Below are 20,786 nucleotides of genomic sequence, written 5' to 3' on the forward strand. Positions count from 1 at the left end.
TCGACTTCATCATCAGGGAAATCATGTCTTCGCGCCTGTTACTGCCCCTCATTCTTCTCTTGCCGCTGGCGGAAATCGCGATGTTCGTGCTGGTCGGGCAAAGGATCGGTGTCGGGGCCACCATTCTTGCCGTTCTGGCCAGTTCATTTGGCGGCATGATTCTGATGCGCAAGCAGGGCTTGTCGATGTTGCGCGGCCTTCAAGCCGGCGCGACCGGCGCGGAAGGCGGTGAGGTGGTGCGCGGCATGCTGCATATGGTCGCCGGTCTTCTGCTCGTCATTCCGGGCTTCATCACCTCGGCGCTTGGTCTGCTTCTGCTCCTGCCGCTTACGCGCAGCTTTCTTTGGCGTTCACTGAAGCCCGATGTCGTCGTAACGCGGTCGGCTCAATTCTATCGCCGCTCGAATACAGGCGAACGCAATACCAAATCCGGACCGTCGGTGATCGATCTCGATGACGGGGAATTCCACCGCGACGAGGAGACGAAACCGAAGGACGGATCAGGGCAGAACCGCTCGCCCTGGGCTGGGCCAGGCAAGCAGATCGACGGCTGAGAGGCCCCGGCGCTCAGGGTTGTAAGCCCCTTTGCGAAATGCTAGAGCGGCACAAATCAAATTCGGAGAAAGCCCCATGGCCAACGAGAATTCTTCCGAGGGTGCTCAGCCCTCCCTCAACATCCTTGCCCAGTACATCAAGGATCTGTCCTTCGAAAACCCGGGTGCGCCGCGCTCGCTCCAGGCCCGTGACAATCCGCCGGCGATCAACATCTCCGTCAACGTCAATGCCAACCCGCTTTCCGAAAATGATTTCGACGTCGTTCTTTCGCTGAACGCGGAAGCCAAGGATGGCGACAAGGCCCTCTTCGCGGTTGAACTGGTTTATGGCGGTGTGTTCCGCATTACCGGCTTCCCGCAGGAACATATCCTGCCGATCCTCTTCATCGAGTGCCCGCGCCTGCTTTTCCCGTTCGCTCGCCAGATCGTCGCGGACGCAACGCGCAACGGCGGCTTCCCGCCGCTGATGATCGACCCGATCGACTTCACGCAGATGTTTTCGCAGCGCATGGCCGAAGAACAGGCCCGCGCCAAGGTTCAGGCGAACTGATCCGAAACGCCTTGCGACAGACAAAAGCCCGGTTTTGCGACCGGGCTTTTTCTTTGGCGATGATTACATCTGATCCTCGTATTTCGACCAGATCGGCGTGCCCTTGAGCGTCGCGACCATCGCCGCGTGGCGATCGCGCTCCTCCGTGGTCAGCCGCGAGACAAGCGGCCGTGGCCTTTGCCCGAATTCCGAAATCGTCGCATCGTCACTGTTATCGCCCTCGATGCGGCGTTCCTCCTCCGTCAGGCCGAAGGCCGCCTGACGACCGCCAATCATTTCTATGTAGACTTCGGCCAGCAATTCAGCGTCGAGGAGTGCGCCGTGCTTCGTGCGGTGGGAATTGTCGATACCATAACGACGGCAGAGCGCATCGAGCGTGTTCGGACCCATCGGATTCTTGCGCCGGGCCAAGGCAAGAGTATCAACGACAAGTTCACCCGGCACGGGCGGCAGGTTCAACCGGGCAAACTCGGCGTTCATGAAGCCCATGTCGAAGGTGGCATTATGGGCAATCCACTTGGCGCCTTCGAAGAATTCGATGATCTTCGGCGCCACTTCGGAAAAGGGTGGCTTGTCCTTCAGGAACTCATCCGAAATACCGTGCACTGCAAGCGCATCCGGGTGGACCTTGCGGTCGCCGGGATTGATATAGAAATGGATCGTGTTACCGGTCGGGAAATGATTGAAAAGCTCGATACCGCCAATTTCGATCACGCGGTCGTTCTTGTTCTCGAGGCCCGTCGTTTCCGTATCGAAAATGATTTCACGCATGTTCAGCCTTTCCGCTTCCAGCCGGTCTTGAGGATGGCGAGCACCTGCCGCACCTGCTCGTGGGCCGCCTCAAGCCCCTGCCCCGTATCGATGATGAAATCGGCGCGCTTACGTTTTTCCGCATCCGAGATTTGCCGGCTCAGAATCAACTCGAATTTTTCCACCGTCATGCCTGGTCGGGCGAGAACACGGGCACGCTGGATTTCCGGATCGCAGGTCACGACTACGATCGCATCAACTCGCGCTTCACCACCCGTTTCGAAGAGAAGCGGAATATCAAGAAGAACGATCGGTGTCGCCGCCGCCCGTTCACGCTCCAGAAACGCCCCTTCGCGGGCCCGCACAAGCGGGTGAATGACCGCCTCAAGCTCCTTAAACTTAGCCGGATTCTCGGAAAGTTGCCGGCTCAGTTCCACCCTGTTGACGGTTCCGTTTTCAACGCTGCCCGGGAAGAGCCGGCCAACCGGTTCTACCGCTTCGCTGCGATAGAGATCGTGAACCACTGCATCCGAATCGTTCACCGGCACACCTTCCGCCCGGAAAAAATCCGCGGTCGTGGACTTACCCATGCCGATGGAGCCGGTCAGTCCGAGAATGATCATGCGTGATTTTCCATGTCGGCGATCACCAGAGTGCGCAGGGTTTCATCGACAGCGGGACGCCGGCCAAACCACTTTTCGAAACCCGGCACGGCCTGATACAGCAGCATGCCGAGGCCATCAACGATAGCAAGACCCTGCGCTTCTGCCATCGCCAGGATTGGCGTCATGAGCGGGACATAAACGATATCGGTCGCAACGGCGCCGGTTTTCATGGACGAGAAATCGATATCGGGAACGTCTGATCCATCCATGCCGAGCGAAGTCGTGTTGACGAAGAGGCCCGCTCCTTTCATCACCTCCGGCAAGGCCTCCAGGGAATGGGCGTGAATCCGATCTCCAAAGCGATCGGCCAGTTCCCGGGCCCGGTCAAGCGTGCGGTTCAGCACATGGATCTCGCCGATGCCGCGGTTGCGCAGTGCCTGAAGAATGGCCCGGCTGGCACCGCCCGCACCCAGCACGACAGCACAGTCTGTCATATCCCAGCCCGGATGGCGCTCATCGAGATTGGCGGTGAAGCCCATGCCATCGGTATTTGTCGCCTTCAACCGCCCTTCTTCCAGCCAGAGCGTATTCGCCGCACCGAGTTCGGATGCCAGCGCATCCGGCTCATCGGCCAGAGCAAAAGCCATTTCCTTGTGAGGGATAGTGACATTGCCACCGCGAAAGCCGCTCGTGCCTTCCTTCAGCGCCGAGATGAAAGCCGGGAAATTTTCCGGCGCCACCTCCTGCGCCGTGTAACTTCCGTCAATCCCAAGTGTCTTCAACCAATGGCCATGAATGAGCGGCGAGCGTGAATGTTTCACGGGATAACCGGTCACGAAGGCCTTTTTGGTTAATGTTTCACGTGAATCAGCCATCGATCTCCCCCATGCGACGCAATTCCTTAAGAACCGCCAGAAGCGGCAATCCGATGATGGTGAAGTAATCGCCATCAATCTTCTCGAAAAGCTGGATGCCCTCACCTTCCAACTGATAGGCACCAACACTTTGCAGCGCTCTGGTACCGACACGTGCGAGATGGCGCGCGACAAAGTCCGGTGTCAGCGTCCGCACAGCCATGTCCGCATGGGCGATATGATCCCAGACGATGGCGCCATCGCGGGCGAAAGCAACAGCGCTGTTCAGCCGATGCGTCTGGCCTGACAATGACAAAAGATGAGCGGCGGCGGCCTCCATTGTCGGCGGCTTGTGATAGACGCGCGAACCGAGCGACATGGTCTGATCCGAACCGATGACCAAAGCACCGGGATAACGCTCACTCACCTCGACGGCCTTTGCACGAGCAAGATGCAGCGCCACGGCATCCGGCGTCGCGCCAGATTGTTCGAGTGGTGCTTCGATCGCGCGTTCATCAATCCGGGCCGCGTGGGCCTCGAAACTCAGTCCGGCGTTTTCAAGAAGCGCCCGACGGAACGGACTGGACGAAGCGAGAATGAGGGGCAAGGCCATCGGGCATTTTCCGCGTGAAACAGACTGGGAACGGTTGTCCGGTCTAACGCAGCTTTGGGCGCAGGGCAACGATGGCCGCCGCCGTTTCCTCGATGGAGCGGCGGGTGACGTCAATCACCGGCCAGTTGTTGCGAGCACAGAGCGCGCGGGCATATTTCAACTCCTCCGAAATTGCCGCACGATCCGTATAATGCATGTGGTCATAGCCGGAGACCGTGCCAAGCTCGCGGTGTTCGCGAACCTGGGAAATACGATCGGAGGTCGCGATCAATCCGACGATCAGCGGCTTCGTTGCCGTAAACAGGGCCTCCGGCAGCGTAACGCCGTGAACGATCGGAATATTGGCTGTCTTGATGCCGCGATTGGCGAGATAGATGCTGGTCGGCGTTTTAGACGTGCGGCTGACGCCGAGAATGATGACATCGGCCTCATCGTAATCCTCCGGCATCTGACCATCGTCATGATCCATCGCGAAGTTCAACGCTTCGATCCGCGCAAAATAATCCGCGTTCATCAAATGCTGCGCGGAAACCCGGCGACGCGATGGCGTTCCGAGATAAAGCTGGAACACATTCATTACCGGCTCCAGCACATTGGCCGTCGGCACGCCGATCTCACGGCAACGTTCATCAACCAGCCCGGCCAGTTCCTGATCCACCAGTGTATAGAGAACAATGCCTGGCTCGGCATCGATGAGTTCCAGAACCGCCAGAAGCTGCTTGCGGCTTCTGATGAGCGGATAGACGTGTTCAACGGGCTGGGCATCGCGAAACTGCACGGAAGCGGCACGGCCGGCGGAAATCAGCGTTTCTCCGGTCGAGTCCGAGATCAGATGCAGGTGGAAGAAGTTTTTGCGGTTTTCCACGTTATCCTGACCACCCTGTTGATAGACCGGGAGAGTTTACCGGATTTGCCGGAGCGGTTCCGACGCTAGGGGAAAACCGCCCAGTTTTCCACATTCGGAATTTCATCTCCTATCGAAAACCATGCCCTGTGAACAAGACTCATAAAGGATCACTCTTCAAAAGCCATACACTCGTTATCCACAAGTCCGTTTGAATTTGACGATCCGCTATAACACTGATTCCCTTGGCATAATCCGTATTATCCCCCGTCTTCAGGAAAATGGATATTTTCCAATGCAATCCGTGTTGGAAAACACCCTGTCGCGGCATTTTGTCGGGATTGATTTTAATCCTTGCTACTCACCGACTCTAAGAAATAGAAAATCCGAAGATTCCTATTTTATTTGATTGGAGACAGAGGTCTTGCAGGCAAGCGAACGGAAAATCATGAGGGTGCTTTCGGGAGAAACGGTGGCACCCCCGCCGCTTTGGCTTATGAGACAGGCAGGTCGCTATCTCCCCGAATACCGGGAAACCCGCGCAAAGGCCGGAAGTTTCCTCAATCTCTGTTACAATCCGGAACTGGCGACGGAAGTGACCCTTCAGCCAATCCGGCGATATGGTTTCGACGCTGCGATCCTCTTCTCCGATATCCTCGTCATTCCCGACGCACTTTCGCGGAATGTCCGGTTCAACGTCGGGCACGGCCCGGAGATGGACCCGATCGATGCCGACGGTATTCGCGCCCTTTCGCCGGTTGGTGTTCTCGATCATCTCAGGCCGGTCTTCGAAGCGGTCAGCCGTATTCGCGCGGGGCTGCCGGTCGAAACGACCCTTCTCGGCTTTTGCGGCGCACCCTGGACGGTTGCGACCTACATGATCGCCGGCAAGGGAACGCCGGATCAGGCCCCTGCCCGTCTTTTCGCCTATCGTTATCCAGAAGCCTTCGCCCGGCTTCTCGATGTCCTCGCCGATATTTCTGCCGATTATCTCGTTGCCCAGATCGACGCCGGCGCGGACGCCGTGCAGATTTTCGATTCATGGGCCGGTGTTCTCGGCGAAGCGGAATTCGAGGCTTTCGCCGCGCAACCCGTCAGACGCATCATCGCTTCGGTGAAAGCACGCCGGCCACAGGCGAAGATCATTGCCTTTGCCAAGGGCGCGGGGCTTCTGCTCAAGGATTATCGCCAGATCACGGGTGCAGATGCGATCGGGCTTGACTGGTCGGTGCCATTGAAGTTTGCCGTCGATCTGCAGAGGGACGGCGCGGTTCAGGGCAATCTCGATCCGATGCGGGTTGTTGCGGGTGGCAAGGCGCTGGACGATGGGATCGACGCGATCCTGCAATCGCTGGGGCATGGCCCGCTGATTTTCAATCTCGGCCATGGCATCACCCCGGAAGCCAATCCTGACCACGTTACGGCACTCGTAAAGCGCGTTCGAGGCGAATTGGCATGACGATGCCGGAAAAGCAGACGGACGCGTCCCAGGGTCGACGAGCAGCGATCAAGGCCTTCATCGCCATCGGTCTGTTTCTGACGCTGCTCGTCGTGCTTTACGTTCTCCAGCCGGATGATTTCTATCTCTGGGTGAAGGCGCTGCATGTGATTGCGGTTATCGCCTGGATGGCGGGAATGCTCTACATGCCGCGGCTTTTCATCTATCACACCGATGCCGAACCGGGTTCTGTCCAGTCCGAGACCTTCAAGATCATGGAACAGCGTCTGCTCACGGTTATCATGAACCCGGCCATGATGATTTCATGGATGCTTGGCCTTTACATCGCCTGGGATTTTTACCGGTTTCAGGGGGCCTGGCTGCATGTGAAACTGCTGCTGGTCGTTCTGCTGACATTGGTTCACGTTCACTTTGCCCGCGCCGTTCGGACGTTCGTCAAGGACGGTCCGCGCAAGACGGCGCGTTACTGGCGGGCGATGAACGAGCTTCCGACCGTGCTGATGATAGCGATCGTCATCTTCGTGATCGTGAAGCCGTTTTCCGGTTGAGATCACAGTTTTGAGAATATTTCATCGCAGATGCGCTTTCCGCTTGCGGCGATTCACGTGAATCGCTATTTTCCGCGCATCTCATCTCCATTGGCCTGTGTGACCTGTTCCGATGCCTGCGCTGAGCCGCCGGTGTGAATCCTGCCAACACGCCTTTCCCCTTTTTCTTCTTCGACAAGACGGTGCCCCTTCATGGCTGAAATGAAGCTTCAGGAACTCAAGCACAAATCTCCGACGGAACTTCTGACCTTTGCGGAAACGCTCGAGGTGGAAAACGCCAGCACCATGCGCAAGCAGGAGCTGATGTTTGCCATTCTCAAGGTTCTGGCGAGTCAGGATGTCGAGATCATCGGCGCCGGCGTCGTTGAAGTTCTCCAGGATGGTTTTGGCTTCCTGCGTTCTGCGGATGCAAACTATCTGCCTGGCCCGGACGATATCTACATCTCGCCCTCCCAGATCCGCCGTTTCTCGCTGAAAACCGGCGATACGGTCGAGGGACCGATTCGTGGTCCGAAGGAAGGTGAGCGCTATTTCGCGCTTCTCAAGGTCAATACGATCAATTTCGATGATCCCGAAAAGATCCGCCACAAGGTGCATTTCGACAACCTGACGCCGCTCTACCCGAACGAACGGTTCAAGATGGAGTTGGAAAATCCGACTTCCAAGGATTTGTCGGCCCGCGTGATTGATCTTGTCGCGCCACTCGGCAAGGGCCAGCGCGGTCTGATCGTTGCACCGCCGCGCACCGGTAAGACGGTTCTGCTTCAGAACATTGCCCATTCCATCACCGCAAACCATCCGGAATGTTATCTCATCGTCCTGCTGATCGACGAGCGTCCGGAAGAAGTGACGGATATGCAGCGCTCCGTGCGCGGCGAAGTCGTCTCCTCCACCTTCGATGAGCCGGCCGTGCGCCACGTTCAGGTGGCGGAAATGGTCATCGAGAAGGCCAAGCGTCTGGTCGAGCATGGCCGCGATGTCGTCATTCTGCTTGATTCGATCACCCGCCTTGGCCGGGCCTACAACACCGTCGTTCCCTCATCCGGCAAGGTTCTGACGGGTGGTGTGGATGCTAACGCGCTGCAGCGTCCGAAGCGTTTCTTCGGTGCGGCCCGCAATATTGAAGAGGGTGGCTCGCTCACGATTATCGCGACGGCGCTGATCGACACCGGCAGCCGCATGGATGAAGTCATCTTCGAAGAATTCAAGGGTACCGGCAACTCGGAAATCGTGCTTGACCGCAAGGTTGCCGACAAGCGTATCTTCCCGGCTATGGATATTCTCAAGTCCGGTACTCGCAAGGAAGATCTTCTCGTTCCGCGTCAGGACCTGCAGAAGATTTTTGTGTTGCGTCGTATTCTCGCGCCGATGGGCACGACCGACGCAATCGAGTTCCTTATGGACAAGCTCAAGCAGACGAAGACGAACGGTGATTTCTTCGATTCGATGAATACGTAATCCTTAGCCGGATTCGTCATTAAGTTCGCGCACAAAGCTAATAAAACCCGTCGCATCGCTGCGGCGGGTTTTATGTATGGATGGGCCGCGGCGCCTTCCACCGCTATCGTAAGCGGGTGATTCCAGACTTGATCTTTCCATAAAGCTCGTCCAAGACAGCAGCACTTCGCTCTGATCTCAACGCGCATCTCGCGCGCTTTGCCACTTCGGTGCATCCTGGCGAAGCGATCCACAATCAACCGGGTCCGGCACATCCGTAGATGACCCTTCCTTTGGTGCTGAATGGCGTACTCCGAAGATACAATCTTTGCCCTGTCCTCGGGCAGCTTGCCAAGCGGTGTCGCAGTAGTTCGCGTCAGTGGTCCCGAGGCATTGCGCGTTGCCGCGGCGTTGACAGGCACGGAAATCAAAGCGCGAACGGCGGTTCTACGAACGATTCGAAGCCGAAATAATGAGGTCATAGACAAAGGATTGGTTCTGACCTTCCCGGGTCCCCACTCGTTTACAGGTGAGAACAGCGTTGAATTTCACCTTCACGGCGGTCGGGCCGTTGTGTACAGGCTCCTTGACGAACTGGCCGCCATAACCGGGCTTCGTCAGGCTGAAGCTGGTGAATTTTCACGTCGCGCCTTTGAGAATGGCAAGGCTGATCTCGTTGAAATGGAGGGATTGGCCGATCTGATCGCTGCCGAAACGGAAATGCAGCGTCGCCTTGCAATGGAACAGAGCTTTGGCGGTCTATCTTCCATTTATACTGGCTGGGCCGACACATTGACCCGCATGCGGGCGCTGATCGAGGCCGAGCTGGACTTTGCCGACGAAGATGACGTGCCCGGTTCCGTGTCGGATCAGGTCTGGAAAAAGGTTGTGCATCTCAGCGACGAGATGAACGCCCACTTACGACAGGCCGGACAGGGTGAAATTATTCGGAATGGGCTGAAAGTCGTGATTTCCGGTCCACCGAACGCGGGTAAGTCGAGCCTTATGAACGTTCTGGCCGGAAGCGATCTGGCAATTGTTACGGATGTTGCCGGGACAACGCGGGATGTGCTTCATGTCGATCTCGACATTGGCGGTTATCTCGTCCGTCTCTACGATACCGCCGGCTTGCGCGAAACCGATGAGCGGGTGGAGCAGGAAGGCATCAAGCGTGCCTTGCGAGCGGCTCAATCGGCCGATATCGTCCTTTATGTCGAAGAGATCGGTCAAGGAACGGTCCTGTCGCTTTTGGATGATACCAAGAAATCGATTCGGATCGGAAACAAAATCGATTTACACCAGGATGACCCTGCCACCGCGGATTACGACCTCTGCATTTCAACCGTGGACGGAACGGGGTTGGATACGCTAAAACAAATGCTCATTGGCGACCTTGAAGTTCTCAATCAACATTCGGGCTTTGTGCTTCCTGTTCGGGCCCGTCAAGTCGGGCATTTGAGAGCTGCGCAGACCTGTCTTGTCGAAGCGTTGACGAATGACCATTTGGGGTTGGATGTCCGCAGCGAATTTTTGCGCATGGCCGGCCACGAATTGGGAAAAGTAACGGGACGCGTTGATGTCGAGCAATTGCTTGATGTGATCTTTTCCGAATTCTGCATTGGTAAATGACGTGACTCACGTGAAACATTTTGCACCCATGGCGAGTCTGGTTGTCTGTGTTTCACGTGAAACGGATTGACACAGTACAGGCTTGAAGGCATCTGCACGAGTTGCAGGAGTGTGAGACGCATGAACCATTATGATGTCATTGTTATCGGCGGCGGTCATGCTGGCTGCGAAGCAGCAGCGGCTTCGGCGCGCCTTGGGGCTAAGACAGCTCTTCTTACCCACAAGCGTGACACGATCGGGGTCATGTCCTGTAACCCGGCCATCGGTGGTTTGGGCAAAGGCCATTTGGTGCGCGAAATTGACGCTCTCGACGGGTTGATGGCGCGTGTCGCCGATGCGGGCGGCATCCAGTTTCGTATGCTCAATCGCAAGAAAGGGCCGGCCGTTCGTGGACCACGCACTCAGGCCGATCGGAAGCTTTATCGACTGGCCATGCAGGCGGCTATCGCTGAAATTGATAATCTTGATGTAATCGAGGGAGACGCTTTCGACCTGGCTTTGACGAACGGCCGCGTTTCGGGCGTCATCACCGCGGATGGCCGAAGCTACTCCTGCGCTGCCACCGTCTTGACAACCGGAACCTTTCTTCGCGGTCTAATCCATATTGGCGACAAGAAGATACCGGCCGGGCGCATGGGCGAAGAGCCCAGCTTAGGTCTGTCGCAGACCTTGCTGCGAACGGGTGTTGCATTGGGCCGGCTCAAGACGGGTACGCCGGCCCGCCTGGATGGTAAGACAATCGACTGGGACGGCGTCGGACGCCAGTCGGCGGATGACGATCTGGTTCCCTTTTCCTTTCTTACTGATAGTATCAGAAACCCCCAGATCGATTGTGGTGTTACCCGAACGACGGATGCAACCCACAAGATCATTTCAGAAAATATCGGTCGCTCGGCGATGTATTCCGGCCAGATCGAAGGTATTGGTCCGCGCTACTGCCCATCAATCGAAGACAAGATCGTTCGTTTCGGCGAGCGTGACGGTCACCAGATCTTTTTGGAGCCCGAAGGGCTGGACGATGATACGGTTTATCCGAACGGCATCTCGACATCCCTGCCTGAGGATGTTCAGGCTGCTTTCCTCAGGACGATCCCAGGGCTGGAGAAGGCGCACGTCATTCAGTACGCCTATGCCATCGAGTATGATTTTGTTGATCCGCGTGAATTGACGCCTGCCTTGGCGCTCAAAAAGCTGCCTGGCCTGTTCCTGGCTGGGCAAATCAATGGCACGACCGGATATGAGGAAGCGGCTGCACAGGGCCTTGTGGCTGGCCTGAATGCAGCCCATCTCGCTGGTGGTCGTGAATCCTACCATTTCAGCAGGACTGATTCGTATATCGGGGTGATGATCGACGATCTTACGTCGAAGGGTGTCGCCGAGCCTTACCGTATGTTTACATCACGGGCGGAATATCGACTCTCCCTGCGGGCCGACAATGCGGATATGCGGCTCACCCCGACTGGAGAACGCCTTGGTCTGGTCGGAACAGAGCGATGGACACGGTTCTCGGCATATCGACAGGAGATTGAATCCGGTCGTGAACTGCTCCAGTCTTTGAACATCACGCCTTCAGAGGCGGCGAATTTCGGGCTTCGGTTGAATCAGGACGGCAAGCGGCGAAGCGCTTATGAGCTTTTGGCTTATCCGGAACAATCGTTGGAGCGGCTATGCCAAATCTGGCCTGAGATTGGGTCGCTTCCTCATCGTGCTGCGAGCGCTCTTGAAATCGAGGCGGCCTATGCGGTTTATATGGACCGGCAGCGTGCCGATATTGTCGATGCGAGGCGTGAAGAGGAAAAGGTGATTCCACCCGATTTCGACTTCGGCGCTTTACCCGGCCTATCAAATGAGTTGAAACAGAAACTTAAACGATTCCAGCCAGTTAATCTCGCACAGGCGGGTCGGATCGATGGTATGACACCTGCAGCTCTGTCACTCATACTTGCTTATCTGCGAAAAGATTCTGATCCGAAACAATTTGCAACGCGTCACACGTAAAGCGAGTCTTCCTATGAATTTGAACGGCCTCCGCGTTTCACGTGAAACACAGGAGAAACTGGAGCATTTCGCAGCGCTTTTTCAGAAATGGGCGAAGTCGATCAATCTCGTGGCGCCTTCCACCAAGGAAACGTTGTGGAGCCGCCATATTGCGGACAGTGCTCGTGTTTTCCAAATTCTTCCCGGGCCGCGGGAATGGGTTGATCTTGGGAGCGGCGGCGGTTTCCCGGGCATTATTACCGCCATTTTGTTGAGTGAAGCCGGCGCTGGATGGGTTCATCTCGTCGAGAGCAACAATAAGAAGGCAGCCTTCCTACGAGTTGCGCTGAATGAAACCGGCGCGCGTGGGTCGGTCCATGCCAAGCGTATTGAAGACGCATCCAGCTTAATCCCGGCCTGTGATGTTGTTTCTGCACGCGCCTTGGCCGAACTGGACAAGCTACTCGACTACGCCTCGCCCTGGATGTGCGATGGGCGTAAGGCTAGTGCCATCTTTCACAAAGGACGGGATTATCGCGCGGAACTCGATAAAGCGCGTGGTCGGTGGGACTTCGATCTGGTAATACATGAAAGCAAGGTTGAGGCCGACTCCGTTCTTCTGGAGATAAACGCCCTCACCGCAAAAGCTTAATCCGATTTAGGTGGTAGGTATGGCGAACGAGCGGAACCGGATCATTACCATTGCCAATCAGAAGGGCGGCGTCGGCAAGACGACGACTGCCATTAACCTCGCAACTGCCCTCGCGGCTATCGGTGAGCGTGTCCTGATCATTGATCTCGACCCTCAGGGCAATGCCAGCACCGGTCTGGGTATCGGCCGACGCGACCGGGCCTGTTCGTCCTACGACGTTCTGGTCGGCGAGCGGAGCATTGGTGAAGCCGCCTTACAGACGGCTGTACCGAATCTGTTCATTGTGCCGTCCACGATGGATCTTCTGGGCCTGGAAATGGAGATCGCGCAACGCGGCGATCGCGCATTCCGGCTCCGGCAGGCGCTGCAAACCGAAGAAGCTTTTGCCTATAGCTATATTCTGCTGGATTGCCCACCTTCCTTCAATCTGTTGACTGTCAATGCCATGGCTGCGGCTCATTCCGTGCTCGTGCCGCTCCAGTGCGAGTTCTTTGCGTTGGAAGGGTTGAGTCAACTCCTTGAAACAGTTGATGAAGTCAGGCGCACGGTGAATCCGTCCCTGGATATTCAGGGCATCGTTCTGACCATGTATGATTCCCGGAATAATCTGGCACAACAGGTCGTCAATGACGTGCGTGAGCACCTTGGCGAGAAGGTTTACCATACACTCATTCCCCGGAATGTCCGCGTGTCGGAAGCGCCCTCCTATGGAAAACCGGCGATCCTTTACGATTTGAAATGTGCTGGCAGCCAGGCGTATTTGCAGTTGGCTTCCGAGGTGATTCAGCGGGAACGGCGCAGAAAGATCGCGGCCTGATTCCGCTTTTGCGATTTGATTCCATATCTGCCGACCTTTGTTCGGTACGGTTGAAATTTTATAGGAGTTATCAATGAGCGACGATGTTTCCAAGCGGCGTTTGGGACGCGGTCTTGCGGCATTGATTGGCGAAATCGACCAGTCCGCGCCCGTTGGGGATACTCGTTCCGAGCCCGTTAGCGCAGACCGTAATGTGCCTATCGAGTTTATTTCGCGAAACCCACGCAACCCACGACGCCAGTTTAATGAGGTTGAGCTTCAGGACCTCGCTAATTCCATTCGTCAGCACGGTATCGTTCAACCAGTAGTGGTTAGGCGGATGCCTGGCGATGCGTTTGAGTTGATTGCCGGTGAACGTCGGTGGCGGGCCGCGCAATTGGCCGGGCTGACGGAGATTCCTGTTATCATTCGGGATGTCGATGATCGCACAGCGCTTGAGATTGCGATTGTCGAAAACGTCCAACGGTCTGACCTTAATCCGTTGGAAGAGGCTCTTGGTTACGAGCAGTTGATTGCGGAGCATGGCTACACGCAGAACGACCTTGGAGAGATCATCGGCAAGAGCCGTAGCCACGTCGCAAACAGCCTTCGTCTGCTGAAATTGCCCGACCCCGTTCGAAACATGCTGTATGAGGGCTCCCTATCGGCCGGACACGCGCGTGCGCTGGTCCTGACATCCGATCCCTCTGCACTTGCTCGCAAGATCGTCGATAAAGGCATGTCTGTGCGCGATGCCGAACGTTTGGCGCAGAATGACATCAAGGCGCAGTCCGAGACCAAAGTTGGCCCTGTTTCTCTACCGGAGAAGGACTCGGATACCCTCGCTCTTGAACGCTCCCTTACGGACGCGCTGGGTCTTGATGTCAAAATCAACCACCGTGCTTCCGGTGGGCAGGTTCGCATCTCCTACAAAACCCTGGAGCAACTTGAAGAAATCTGCCGCCTTCTCGAAGCACGGAATTGATTTAGCCGGATTCAGTAGCCGGATTCTTCATCCCATCCGTTGACGTTGAGACGACTGAACGGTGATCGATAACAATGTATGCAGTGCGATGGATTCTTCCAGCGCCTGCTTTTGTCTCGTCTGGAAAATGGCCGCCTGCAGGCGATTCATTTCCCGGGCGATGGCTGCGCTGTTCCACGTTTTCAATGCCTGTTCCACGGCCGGCTTGCGCTTGAAGTGAATACCGCGACCGAAGGTCTGCATTACCTGCGCGATCGGCGTCTTCTTGTCATCCATTTCGGCCCGCATCTGATCGAGCATCTGAAATTGCCTCAGACAGCCCTGTAGAACAAGAAAGACAGGTGTTTTCGACGTCGTGATCTTGCGCATGGCGTGAAAGAAGCCGTTGCGATCGCCAGTCAGCACTGCGTCGACGGCCTCGTCGGTCGATATGGCGCTGGCATCGCCGATGATAGCGGCTACATCGTCTTCATCGATTGTCGTCTGCCCTTTGGCGTAAAGAGCGAGCTTCTGCAGTTCGTTGCGAGAGGCGAGGCGGTCACCGCCGATCGATTCCAGCAGAAACTCGCGGGCGCCTGGCGTTATGCGCAGTCCTTCAGCGCCGAGTTCTCGGTCGATCAGGGCGTTCAGCGCGCGTGCGTCATCGGCATAGCAGGGAATGGCGGCAACGGTTGATGCCTGCTCGGCCAGCTTGCGAACGCCTGCACCCTTCTTGATGTCGCCTGCTTCAATAATAACGGTGCTGTCTGCCGGTGGCGCAGAGGCGAGAACGGTGAGCGCATCGACAAGCGCCTTCTCGGTACCGGAGGCCTTGACCCAGATCAGTTTTCCACCACCGAAGAGGCCAATGGTGTTGGCTTCATCCAGCAGACGGCCAGGATCATTCTGCAGTACGGAAGCATCGAGTTTCACGACAGCAAAGGGATCGTCGAGTGCGATGCCGCTGACCTTGGCCAGAGCGCCTGCCCGCTCGGAGACGAGGCCACGGTCGGGTCCATAGACGAGAAAAAGCCGGCTTGTGCGGGCTGAACGTTGCAGAAAGCCGTCGAATTCGTGGGATTTGATTTCCGTCATCGGATACTTGTCCCGCTTTGGGCGGCCCTTCCCACATCGGCAGAAAGGGGCCGCATTGTCTTACTGGGAAAGCGCGCCGGCGAGGTCCATGCGGATGAATTCTGCCACTTCCCGGGCAGCCCTGTCTTCGGCATCGCGGATCGCGCGAAGCTTGGCGAATTCCTGTGCGGGATAATCAACCAGAGCGATGGCGGAACGATGACCTGCCTTGACGATCTCGCCGGTCTTGGCACGCTTCAGCGTGTAGGAAGCATTGACGATGATGCGGCCGGCACGGGCCGTGTCCGATGTCGCGTCAATGAGAACGCCAATGGCGCGGCTCTTGACGTCGAGCTGAACCTCATAATCCGGGTTCGTCGCTTCGCCAGCACCACCGGATGCCAGGAAAATCAGACGGTTACGCACTTCCTGCGTGACGCGGTCCTTGGCGTCGGAAAAGCCGACCGACTTCAGCGCCGCAGGTGCGGCGCTGCCTTCGGAATAAAGCGGCTTCACCTGGCAAGCTGAAAGAAGACCTGCCGAAGCAATGAGTGCAAGGGCTGCGAGCAGCTTGCCGGTTCCGGAACGACGATCAGACGACAATGTTCACAATCCTTTGCGGGACGACGATGATCTTCTTCGGTGTGCGACCGTCGAGGGCGGTCTGAACTGCGTCGAGACCGAGTGCAGCCTGACTTACGGCATCTTGGGATGCGTCGCGGGCGATTGTCAATTCCGCGCGCTTCTTGCCGTTGATCTGAACCGGAAGAACGATGTCGTTTTCGACAACAAGATCTTCATCGAAGGCCGGCCAGTCGGTATGGGCGACGAGCCCCTTGTTACCGAGAACGGACCAGCATTCCTCGGCCAGATGCGGCGTCATCGGCGCGATAATCTGGATCAGGATCTCGACGGCATTGCGCAGGGCGGCTGTTGTAGCGGTGTCCGCCTTGCCGGCGGCGACAGCCTGCAAGGGTGCAGCCAGCGTGTTCACGAGTTCGTAAATTCGGGCCACGGCCTTGTTGAAGGCCAGTTTGTCGAAATCGCCCTGAACGGCCTTCAGCGTGCGGTGAGCTGCCTGCGATACCGCGAGCGCATCGCCTTCCTTAGCCGGAGTCGCCCCCACTTCCTTCAGCCTTTCGGCGGCTTCAGAAATCAGTCGCCAGGTGCGCTGTACGAACCTGTGTGCGCCTTCGACACCGGATTCCGACCAGATCACATCACGATCCGGCGGAGAGTCGGAAAGAACGAAGAAGCGGGCGGTATCGGCACCGTAGGAGGCGATGATGTCGTCGGGATCGACCACGTTCTTCTTCGACTTCGACATCTTTTCGATGGAGCCGATCTTGATCTCTTCATTCGAGGCGAGAAGGAAGGCGCGGCGCTGCCCCTCGACTTCCTCGATGCGCAGGTCTGCAGGTGCGATCCATTCGCGGGCTGTCCCCTCGCCCTTCGAATAGGTTTCGTGCACCACCATGCCCTGGGTAAAGAGGCCCTTGAAGGGCTCCTTCAGGTCCAGATGGCCGGTCTCGCGCATGGCACGCGTGAAAAAGCGAGAATAAAGCAGGTGCAGGATCGCGTGTTCGATACCGCCGATATACTGATCGACGGGCAGCCAGTGGTTGGCCGCCTTGGGATCGGTCGGATTGTTTTCCCACGGGGCGGTGAAGCGGGCGAAATACCAGCTCGAATCCACGAAGGTGTCCATGGTGTCCGTTTCGCGGCGGGCATCTTTGCCGCATTGCGGGCAGGCCACATGGCGCCAGGTGGCGTGACGATCGAGCGGGTTGCCGGGCACGTCGAAGGTCACGTCGTCGGGCAGCTTAACCGGCAGATCCTTCTTCGGCACGGGCACGATACCGCAGACTTCGCAATGGATGACCGGGATCGGGCAGCCCCAGTAACGCTGGCGGGAAATGCCCCAGTCACGCAGGCGGAAGTTCACCTTGCGCTCACCCTGCGGCGCGTTGCCCAGTGTCTGCGCCGTCAGGCGGTTCGCCACTTCCTGGAAGGCGGCTTCCGTGGTCAGTCCATCGAGGAAGCGTGAATTGATCATCACGCCGTCGCCGTCATAGGCCTCGTCGCCCACCGTGAAGGTTGCGGCGTCGCCATCGGCGGGCATGACCACGGGCACGACCGGCAGGTCATACTTGCGGGCGAAATCAAGGTCGCGCTGGTCGCCGGAGGGGCAGCCGAAGATCGCGCCCGTGCCGTAGTCCATCAACACGAAATTGGCGACGTAAACCGGCAGTTCCCATGAAGGATCGAGCGGATGACGCACGCGGATGCCGGTATCGATACCCTTCTTCTCCGCCGTTTCCAGCGCCGCCAGCGAGGTGCCGGCGCGGCGGCATTCATCGCAGAATTCGGCGATTTCGACGCTCTTTTCAGCGGCTTCCTTTGCCAGCGGGTGGTCGGCCGCGATAGCGAGGAAGGACGCGCCAAACAGCGTATCCGGGCGCGTGGTGTAGACCGTTACATCGGACGCATTGGCCGTGCCGGCAACGACTTCCCAGCGCACGAGCATGCCTTCGGAGCGGCCGATCCAGTTCTTCTGCATCAGGCGCACTTTTTCCGGCCACTGGTCGAGCGTGTCGAGCGCTTCCAGCAGGTCTTCGGCAAAGTCGGTGATCTTGAAGAACCACTGCGTCAGTTCACGCTGTTCAACCAGCGCGCCGGAGCGCCAGCCGCGGCCTTCGATGACCTGTTCGTTGGCCAGAACCGTCTGGTCGACCGGGTCCCAGTTGACCTTGGATTGCTTGCGGTAGACGAGACCCTTTTCCAGCATGTCGATGAAAAGATGCTGCTGGCGGTGATAGTAATCGACATCGCAGGTGGCGAATTCGCGCGACCAGTCCAGCGACAGGCCCATGGACTTGAGCTGACTGCGCATGGTGGCGATGTTCTCGTAGGTCCACGCCTTCGGGTGGGTCTTGTTCTGCATGGCGGCGTTTTCGGCGGGCATGCCGAAGGCGTCCCAGCCCATGGGGTGCAGCACGTTATAACCGCGCGCGCGCTTGTAGCGTGCCACGACATCGCCGAGCGAGTAGTTGCGCACATGGCCCATGTGGATGCGGCCCGACGGATACGGGAACATCTCGAGGACGTAATATTTCTCGCGCGGATCGTCGTTCTTCGTGGTGAAGACCTGCGCTTCGTCCCAGGTCTTCTGCCAACGGGGTTCGGCGTCACGCGGATTGTATCGTTCGGTTGCCATGCTGTTCATTCCGGGAAATGCGGGAAAAAGAGTCGGGCTGACCTTCACCACGAAAGGCGGGAAGCGTCAAGTAAAACGGCCTTGCGGGGCCTCTTCGCGCTGCAAAATAGCCCCTCCTCCCTTGGCAAGAACCGCCTCATGGCGCTACAGCTTTGCCGGCAATTTCCGGAAGGACGAGAACCATGGACCTCAAGGCGCGGTTGAACGAAGTACGCGGGAAAATTCTCAAGGCCGAGGCGGAAGCGGGGCGCTCTGCCGGCGCGGTGATGCTGGTCGCCGTTTCAAAAACCTTCGATGCCGATCAGATCCGCCCTGCGATCGAAGCGGGTCAGCGCGTGTTCGGCGAAAACCGCGTGCAGGAAGCCTATTCCAAATGGCCGGACCTGAAGGCGGAAACACCGGGTATCGAACTGCATCTCATCGGTCCGTTGCAATCCAACAAGTCAGCGGAGGCCGTGGCGCTCTTCGATGTGATCGAGAGTGTCGATCGCGAGAAAATTGCTCGCACGCTTGCCGATGAAATGCAAAAGCAGGGCAAGCGCCCTCGCCTCTATGTTCAGGTCAATACCGGGCTCGAGCCGCAAAAGGCCGGCATTGCGCCGGACGATACGGCCGCTTTCCTCAAGCTTTGCCGGGAGGAACTGGGGCTCACCATCGAAGGCTTGATGTGCATTCCACCGGCGGACGAAAATCCCGGGCCACATTTTGCGCTGCTTGCTCTTCTCGCAGCGGAGAACGGTGTGGAGAAGCTTTCCATGGGCATGTCCGGCGATTACGAGACGGCCATCGGTTTCGGCGCCACCAGCGTGCGTGTCGGCTCCGCCATCTTCGGCACGCGCTGACGTTTGAGTGTCGAACAAAGCCTAAAAGAAAACCCCGGAGCGGCTGTCCGCTCCGGGGTTTTTCATTGGAGAACCATTCAGGTTCAGAAATTGTCGTCTTCGTCTTCTTCCGTGTGGGTCGACTTCAGCGACTTCAGCTTGGCGAACACGGCATCGGCATCGATTTCCTTTTCCTCTTCCTGATCATAGGAGAAGCCAAGGTTTTCGGTTTCACGGGCCGGAACCAGCGTCAGGTCTTCCGCAGAAGGCAGCGGACGGCCGCGCGAGGCCTTTTCGACTTCGAGATCGAGGTCGATCTGGCTGCAGAGGCCAAGCGTTACCGGGTCCATCGGCGTCAGGTTGGTCGAGTTCCAGTGGGTGCGCTCGCGGATCTGCTCGATCGTCGATTTGGTGGTGCCGACGAGACGCGAAATCTGGGCATCCTTGAGTTCGGGATGATTGCGCACCAGCCAAAGGATGGCGTTCGGCCGATCCTGGCGCTTGGACACCGGTGTGTAACGCGGGCCGCGGCGCTTGGATTCGGGAACGCGAACCTTCGGATCGGCGATCTTGATCTTGTGGTTCGGATCGGCTTCGCCCTTGGCGATTTCGGCGCGCGTCAACTGGCCGGTGGAGATGGGATCGAGACCCTTGATGCCCTGCGCGGACTCCCCGTCGGCAATGGCCTTCACTTCAAGCGGATGAAGCTTGCAAAGCTGGGCAATCTGTTCGAAGGAAAGCGCGGTGTTATCGACGAGCCACACGGCGGTCGCTTTCGGCATCAGCAGTTGTTGGGCCATGGATAAAGTCCTTCTGTCGTCCGCGCCGGTTGTCGCGGGCCGTGGGTAATCACCACAATTTCCGGAAAGTGGCCCCTTATAAACGCGTCGTCACAGAAATGCAATTCTTCCTTGGCGAGGCATATCCCAAAAATAAGCAGCCCTTCACGGGCTCAAAAACAGACGGGTCGAGCGCGTTTGCCGCCGCCATAGGGCTGCACATAACCTTCTGCCAGAAGGTCTCCGGCGGGGTTGGAACCGTCCGCCAGATGCACGTCGGCCAGCACACGGCCAAAATACTTGTCGCCGGAAATACGGCTCAGGTGAACCTCGCTGGCCTCGGGAACCTTCTCTCCCAATGCGCGCCGGGCCGTGCGGGCAGCAAAGCGCTCCGCTTCGCAACGCGCCTTCAGTTCCGGCGCGTCGATACCGCGCAGGCGCACATAGACATCGATGGAATGCTGCGGCCAGGGCGTTGCCCGCACCAGAAGCGTATCGCCATCGATAACCCTGATTACCGTGGCGTTCACCGGTCCTTCGATGGTCGTGCGTCCGGACGCCGCCGCGCCGCCAAGGGCGCCGAGCGAAAACAGGGTTGTCAGGGCGGCAGTCGAAAGCGAACGCATGAAAGGAATTAATTCCAATTACACGGAGCAGTCAATA

At 57.7% G+C, this 20,786-nt stretch carries 21 protein-coding genes; 11 read left to right on the forward strand and 10 right to left on the reverse strand.

Annotated features, from left to right (window positions below; genetic code table 11):
• Positions 1-23 precede the first annotated feature (23 nt).
• Positions 24-554 carry an FxsA family protein gene (locus GGQ66_RS13195; RefSeq protein WP_183793190.1) on the forward strand — a complete coding sequence of 177 codons (531 nt, stop codon included), beginning with the start codon at positions 24-26 and terminating at the stop codon, positions 552-554.
• 76 nt (positions 555-630) lie between these two features.
• Positions 631-1,104: a protein-export chaperone SecB gene (gene secB / locus GGQ66_RS13200; RefSeq protein WP_183793191.1), complete on the forward strand. Its 474-nt coding sequence runs from the start codon at positions 631-633 to the stop codon at positions 1,102-1,104.
• A 63-nt stretch (positions 1,105-1,167) separates the two neighbouring features.
• Here the strand turns inward: secB and dnaQ are convergent, their stop codons facing one another.
• Genes dnaQ through GGQ66_RS13225 form a run of 5 tightly spaced genes read right to left on the reverse strand, consistent with a single transcriptional unit; the run spans position 1,168 to position 4,791 of the window.
• Positions 1,168-1,875 carry a DNA polymerase III subunit epsilon gene (gene dnaQ, locus GGQ66_RS13205; protein WP_183793192.1) on the reverse strand — a complete coding sequence of 236 codons (708 nt, stop codon included), beginning with the start codon at positions 1,873-1,875 and terminating at the stop codon, positions 1,168-1,170.
• A 2-nt stretch (positions 1,876-1,877) separates the two neighbouring features.
• The gene (gene coaE / locus GGQ66_RS13210) at positions 1,878-2,477 is read right to left on the reverse strand and encodes a dephospho-CoA kinase (protein WP_183793193.1); all 600 of its coding nucleotides are present in this window, start codon (positions 2,475-2,477) and stop codon (positions 1,878-1,880) included.
• Positions 2,474-3,334 (reverse strand): shikimate dehydrogenase, encoded by an 861-nt coding sequence (locus GGQ66_RS13215; RefSeq protein ID WP_183793194.1) that lies wholly within the window; start codon positions 3,332-3,334, stop codon positions 2,474-2,476. The genes coaE and GGQ66_RS13215 overlap by 4 nt, the downstream gene beginning before the upstream one ends.
• A complete protein-coding gene (locus tag GGQ66_RS13220) occupies positions 3,327-3,926 on the reverse strand; it encodes a Maf-like protein (RefSeq protein WP_183793195.1) in 600 nt (199 codons plus the stop codon). Before GGQ66_RS13220 ends, GGQ66_RS13215 begins: the two co-directional genes overlap by 8 nt.
• A 43-nt stretch (positions 3,927-3,969) precedes the next feature.
• The gene (locus GGQ66_RS13225; protein WP_183793196.1) at positions 3,970-4,791 is read right to left on the reverse strand and encodes a pyruvate, water dikinase regulatory protein; all 822 of its coding nucleotides are present in this window, start codon (positions 4,789-4,791) and stop codon (positions 3,970-3,972) included.
• 427 nt (positions 4,792-5,218) lie between these two features.
• On the opposite strand from GGQ66_RS13225, the gene hemE reads away from it, so the two are divergent.
• From hemE to GGQ66_RS13265, 8 genes are all read left to right on the forward strand, one after another.
• Positions 5,219-6,229 (forward strand): uroporphyrinogen decarboxylase, encoded by a 1,011-nt coding sequence (gene hemE, locus GGQ66_RS13230; protein WP_370686346.1) that lies wholly within the window; start codon positions 5,219-5,221, stop codon positions 6,227-6,229.
• 2 nt (positions 6,230-6,231) lie between these two features.
• Positions 6,232-6,777 (forward strand): protoporphyrinogen oxidase HemJ, encoded by a 546-nt coding sequence (gene hemJ, locus GGQ66_RS13235; RefSeq protein WP_370686351.1) that lies wholly within the window; start codon positions 6,232-6,234, stop codon positions 6,775-6,777.
• 192 nt (positions 6,778-6,969) lie between these two features.
• The gene (rho, locus tag GGQ66_RS13240) at positions 6,970-8,235 is read left to right on the forward strand and encodes a transcription termination factor Rho (RefSeq protein WP_183793199.1); all 1,266 of its coding nucleotides are present in this window, start codon (positions 6,970-6,972) and stop codon (positions 8,233-8,235) included.
• Positions 8,236-8,517: 282 nt separating this feature from the next.
• Positions 8,518-9,843 (forward strand): tRNA uridine-5-carboxymethylaminomethyl(34) synthesis GTPase MnmE, encoded by a 1,326-nt coding sequence (gene mnmE / locus GGQ66_RS13245; RefSeq protein WP_183793200.1) that lies wholly within the window; start codon positions 8,518-8,520, stop codon positions 9,841-9,843.
• Positions 9,844-9,963: 120 nt separating this feature from the next.
• The gene (gene mnmG, locus GGQ66_RS13250) at positions 9,964-11,841 is read left to right on the forward strand and encodes a tRNA uridine-5-carboxymethylaminomethyl(34) synthesis enzyme MnmG (RefSeq protein WP_183793201.1); all 1,878 of its coding nucleotides are present in this window, start codon (positions 9,964-9,966) and stop codon (positions 11,839-11,841) included.
• Positions 11,842-11,854: 13 nt separating this feature from the next.
• Positions 11,855-12,472 (forward strand): 16S rRNA (guanine(527)-N(7))-methyltransferase RsmG, encoded by a 618-nt coding sequence (rsmG, locus tag GGQ66_RS13255; RefSeq protein ID WP_183793202.1) that lies wholly within the window; start codon positions 11,855-11,857, stop codon positions 12,470-12,472.
• Positions 12,473-12,491: 19 nt separating this feature from the next.
• Positions 12,492-13,289 carry a ParA family protein gene (locus GGQ66_RS13260; RefSeq protein ID WP_183793203.1) on the forward strand — a complete coding sequence of 266 codons (798 nt, stop codon included), beginning with the start codon at positions 12,492-12,494 and terminating at the stop codon, positions 13,287-13,289.
• A gap of 73 nt (positions 13,290-13,362) precedes the next feature.
• A complete protein-coding gene (locus GGQ66_RS13265; RefSeq protein WP_183793204.1) occupies positions 13,363-14,253 on the forward strand; it encodes a ParB/RepB/Spo0J family partition protein in 891 nt (296 codons plus the stop codon).
• 27 nt (positions 14,254-14,280) lie between these two features.
• On the opposite strand, the gene holA is transcribed toward GGQ66_RS13265, so the two are convergent.
• Genes holA through leuS form a run of 3 tightly spaced genes read right to left on the reverse strand, consistent with a single transcriptional unit; the run spans position 14,281 to position 18,523 of the window.
• Positions 14,281-15,327, reverse strand: a complete 1,047-nt coding sequence (holA, locus tag GGQ66_RS13270) for a DNA polymerase III subunit delta (protein WP_183793205.1) — start codon at positions 15,325-15,327, stop codon at positions 14,281-14,283.
• A gap of 60 nt (positions 15,328-15,387) precedes the next feature.
• Positions 15,388-15,909, reverse strand: coding sequence for an LPS assembly lipoprotein LptE (gene lptE / locus GGQ66_RS13275; protein ID WP_183793206.1), 522 nt, complete (start codon positions 15,907-15,909; stop codon positions 15,388-15,390).
• A complete protein-coding gene (gene leuS, locus GGQ66_RS13280; RefSeq protein WP_183793207.1) occupies positions 15,899-18,523 on the reverse strand; it encodes a leucine--tRNA ligase in 2,625 nt (874 codons plus the stop codon). The genes lptE and leuS overlap by 11 nt, the downstream gene beginning before the upstream one ends.
• A 182-nt stretch (positions 18,524-18,705) precedes the next feature.
• Here leuS and GGQ66_RS13285 point away from each other — a divergent pair, with 182 nt between their 5' ends.
• On the forward strand, positions 18,706-19,365 hold the full coding sequence (locus tag GGQ66_RS13285) for a YggS family pyridoxal phosphate-dependent enzyme (RefSeq protein WP_183793208.1): 660 nt from the start codon (positions 18,706-18,708) through the stop codon (positions 19,363-19,365).
• Between the two features lie 83 nt (positions 19,366-19,448).
• Here the strand turns inward: GGQ66_RS13285 and GGQ66_RS13290 are convergent, their stop codons facing one another.
• Positions 19,449-20,144 (reverse strand): DUF1013 domain-containing protein, encoded by a 696-nt coding sequence (locus GGQ66_RS13290; RefSeq protein WP_183793209.1) that lies wholly within the window; start codon positions 20,142-20,144, stop codon positions 19,449-19,451.
• 152 nt (positions 20,145-20,296) lie between these two features.
• Positions 20,297-20,749, reverse strand: a complete 453-nt coding sequence (locus GGQ66_RS13295) for a thermonuclease family protein (protein ID WP_183793210.1) — start codon at positions 20,747-20,749, stop codon at positions 20,297-20,299.
• Positions 20,750-20,786: the final 37 nt, after the last annotated feature.

This window comes from Allorhizobium borbori (assembly GCF_014196535.1).
In the GTDB taxonomy this organism is placed as follows: Bacteria; Pseudomonadota; Alphaproteobacteria; order Rhizobiales; family Rhizobiaceae; genus Ectorhizobium; species Ectorhizobium borbori.

Bases quoted from the DNA above. Each gene is read 5' to 3' on its own strand.
- holA (WP_183793205.1), bottom strand. From the start codon at position 15,327: ATGACGGAAATCAAATCCCACGAATTCGACGGCTTTCTGCAACGTTCA.
- GGQ66_RS13290 (WP_183793209.1), bottom strand. From the start codon at position 20,144: ATGGCCCAACAACTGCTGATGCCGAAAGCGACCGCCGTGTGGCTCGTC.
- GGQ66_RS13195 (WP_183793190.1), top strand. From the start codon at position 24: ATGTCTTCGCGCCTGTTACTGCCCCTCATTCTTCTCTTGCCGCTGGCG.
- GGQ66_RS13260 (WP_183793203.1), top strand. From the start codon at position 12,492: ATGGCGAACGAGCGGAACCGGATCATTACCATTGCCAATCAGAAGGGC.
- GGQ66_RS13265 (WP_183793204.1), top strand. From the start codon at position 13,363: ATGAGCGACGATGTTTCCAAGCGGCGTTTGGGACGCGGTCTTGCGGCA.
- rsmG (WP_183793202.1), top strand. From the start codon at position 11,855: ATGAATTTGAACGGCCTCCGCGTTTCACGTGAAACACAGGAGAAACTG.
- secB (WP_183793191.1), top strand. From the start codon at position 631: ATGGCCAACGAGAATTCTTCCGAGGGTGCTCAGCCCTCCCTCAACATC.
- rho (WP_183793199.1), top strand. From the start codon at position 6,970: ATGGCTGAAATGAAGCTTCAGGAACTCAAGCACAAATCTCCGACGGAA.
- coaE (WP_183793193.1), bottom strand. From the start codon at position 2,477: ATGATCATTCTCGGACTGACCGGCTCCATCGGCATGGGTAAGTCCACG.
- GGQ66_RS13295 (WP_183793210.1), bottom strand. From the start codon at position 20,749: ATGCGTTCGCTTTCGACTGCCGCCCTGACAACCCTGTTTTCGCTCGGC.
- leuS (WP_183793207.1), bottom strand. From the start codon at position 18,523: ATGGCAACCGAACGATACAATCCGCGTGACGCCGAACCCCGTTGGCAG.
- GGQ66_RS13220 (WP_183793195.1), bottom strand. From the start codon at position 3,926: ATGGCCTTGCCCCTCATTCTCGCTTCGTCCAGTCCGTTCCGTCGGGCG.
- hemJ (WP_370686351.1), top strand. From the start codon at position 6,232: ATGCCGGAAAAGCAGACGGACGCGTCCCAGGGTCGACGAGCAGCGATC.
- GGQ66_RS13285 (WP_183793208.1), top strand. From the start codon at position 18,706: ATGGACCTCAAGGCGCGGTTGAACGAAGTACGCGGGAAAATTCTCAAG.
- hemE (WP_370686346.1), top strand. From the start codon at position 5,219: ATGAGGGTGCTTTCGGGAGAAACGGTGGCACCCCCGCCGCTTTGGCTT.
- GGQ66_RS13215 (WP_183793194.1), bottom strand. From the start codon at position 3,334: ATGGCTGATTCACGTGAAACATTAACCAAAAAGGCCTTCGTGACCGGT.
- dnaQ (WP_183793192.1), bottom strand. From the start codon at position 1,875: ATGCGTGAAATCATTTTCGATACGGAAACGACGGGCCTCGAGAACAAG.
- mnmG (WP_183793201.1), top strand. From the start codon at position 9,964: ATGAACCATTATGATGTCATTGTTATCGGCGGCGGTCATGCTGGCTGC.
- mnmE (WP_183793200.1), top strand. From the start codon at position 8,518: ATGGCGTACTCCGAAGATACAATCTTTGCCCTGTCCTCGGGCAGCTTG.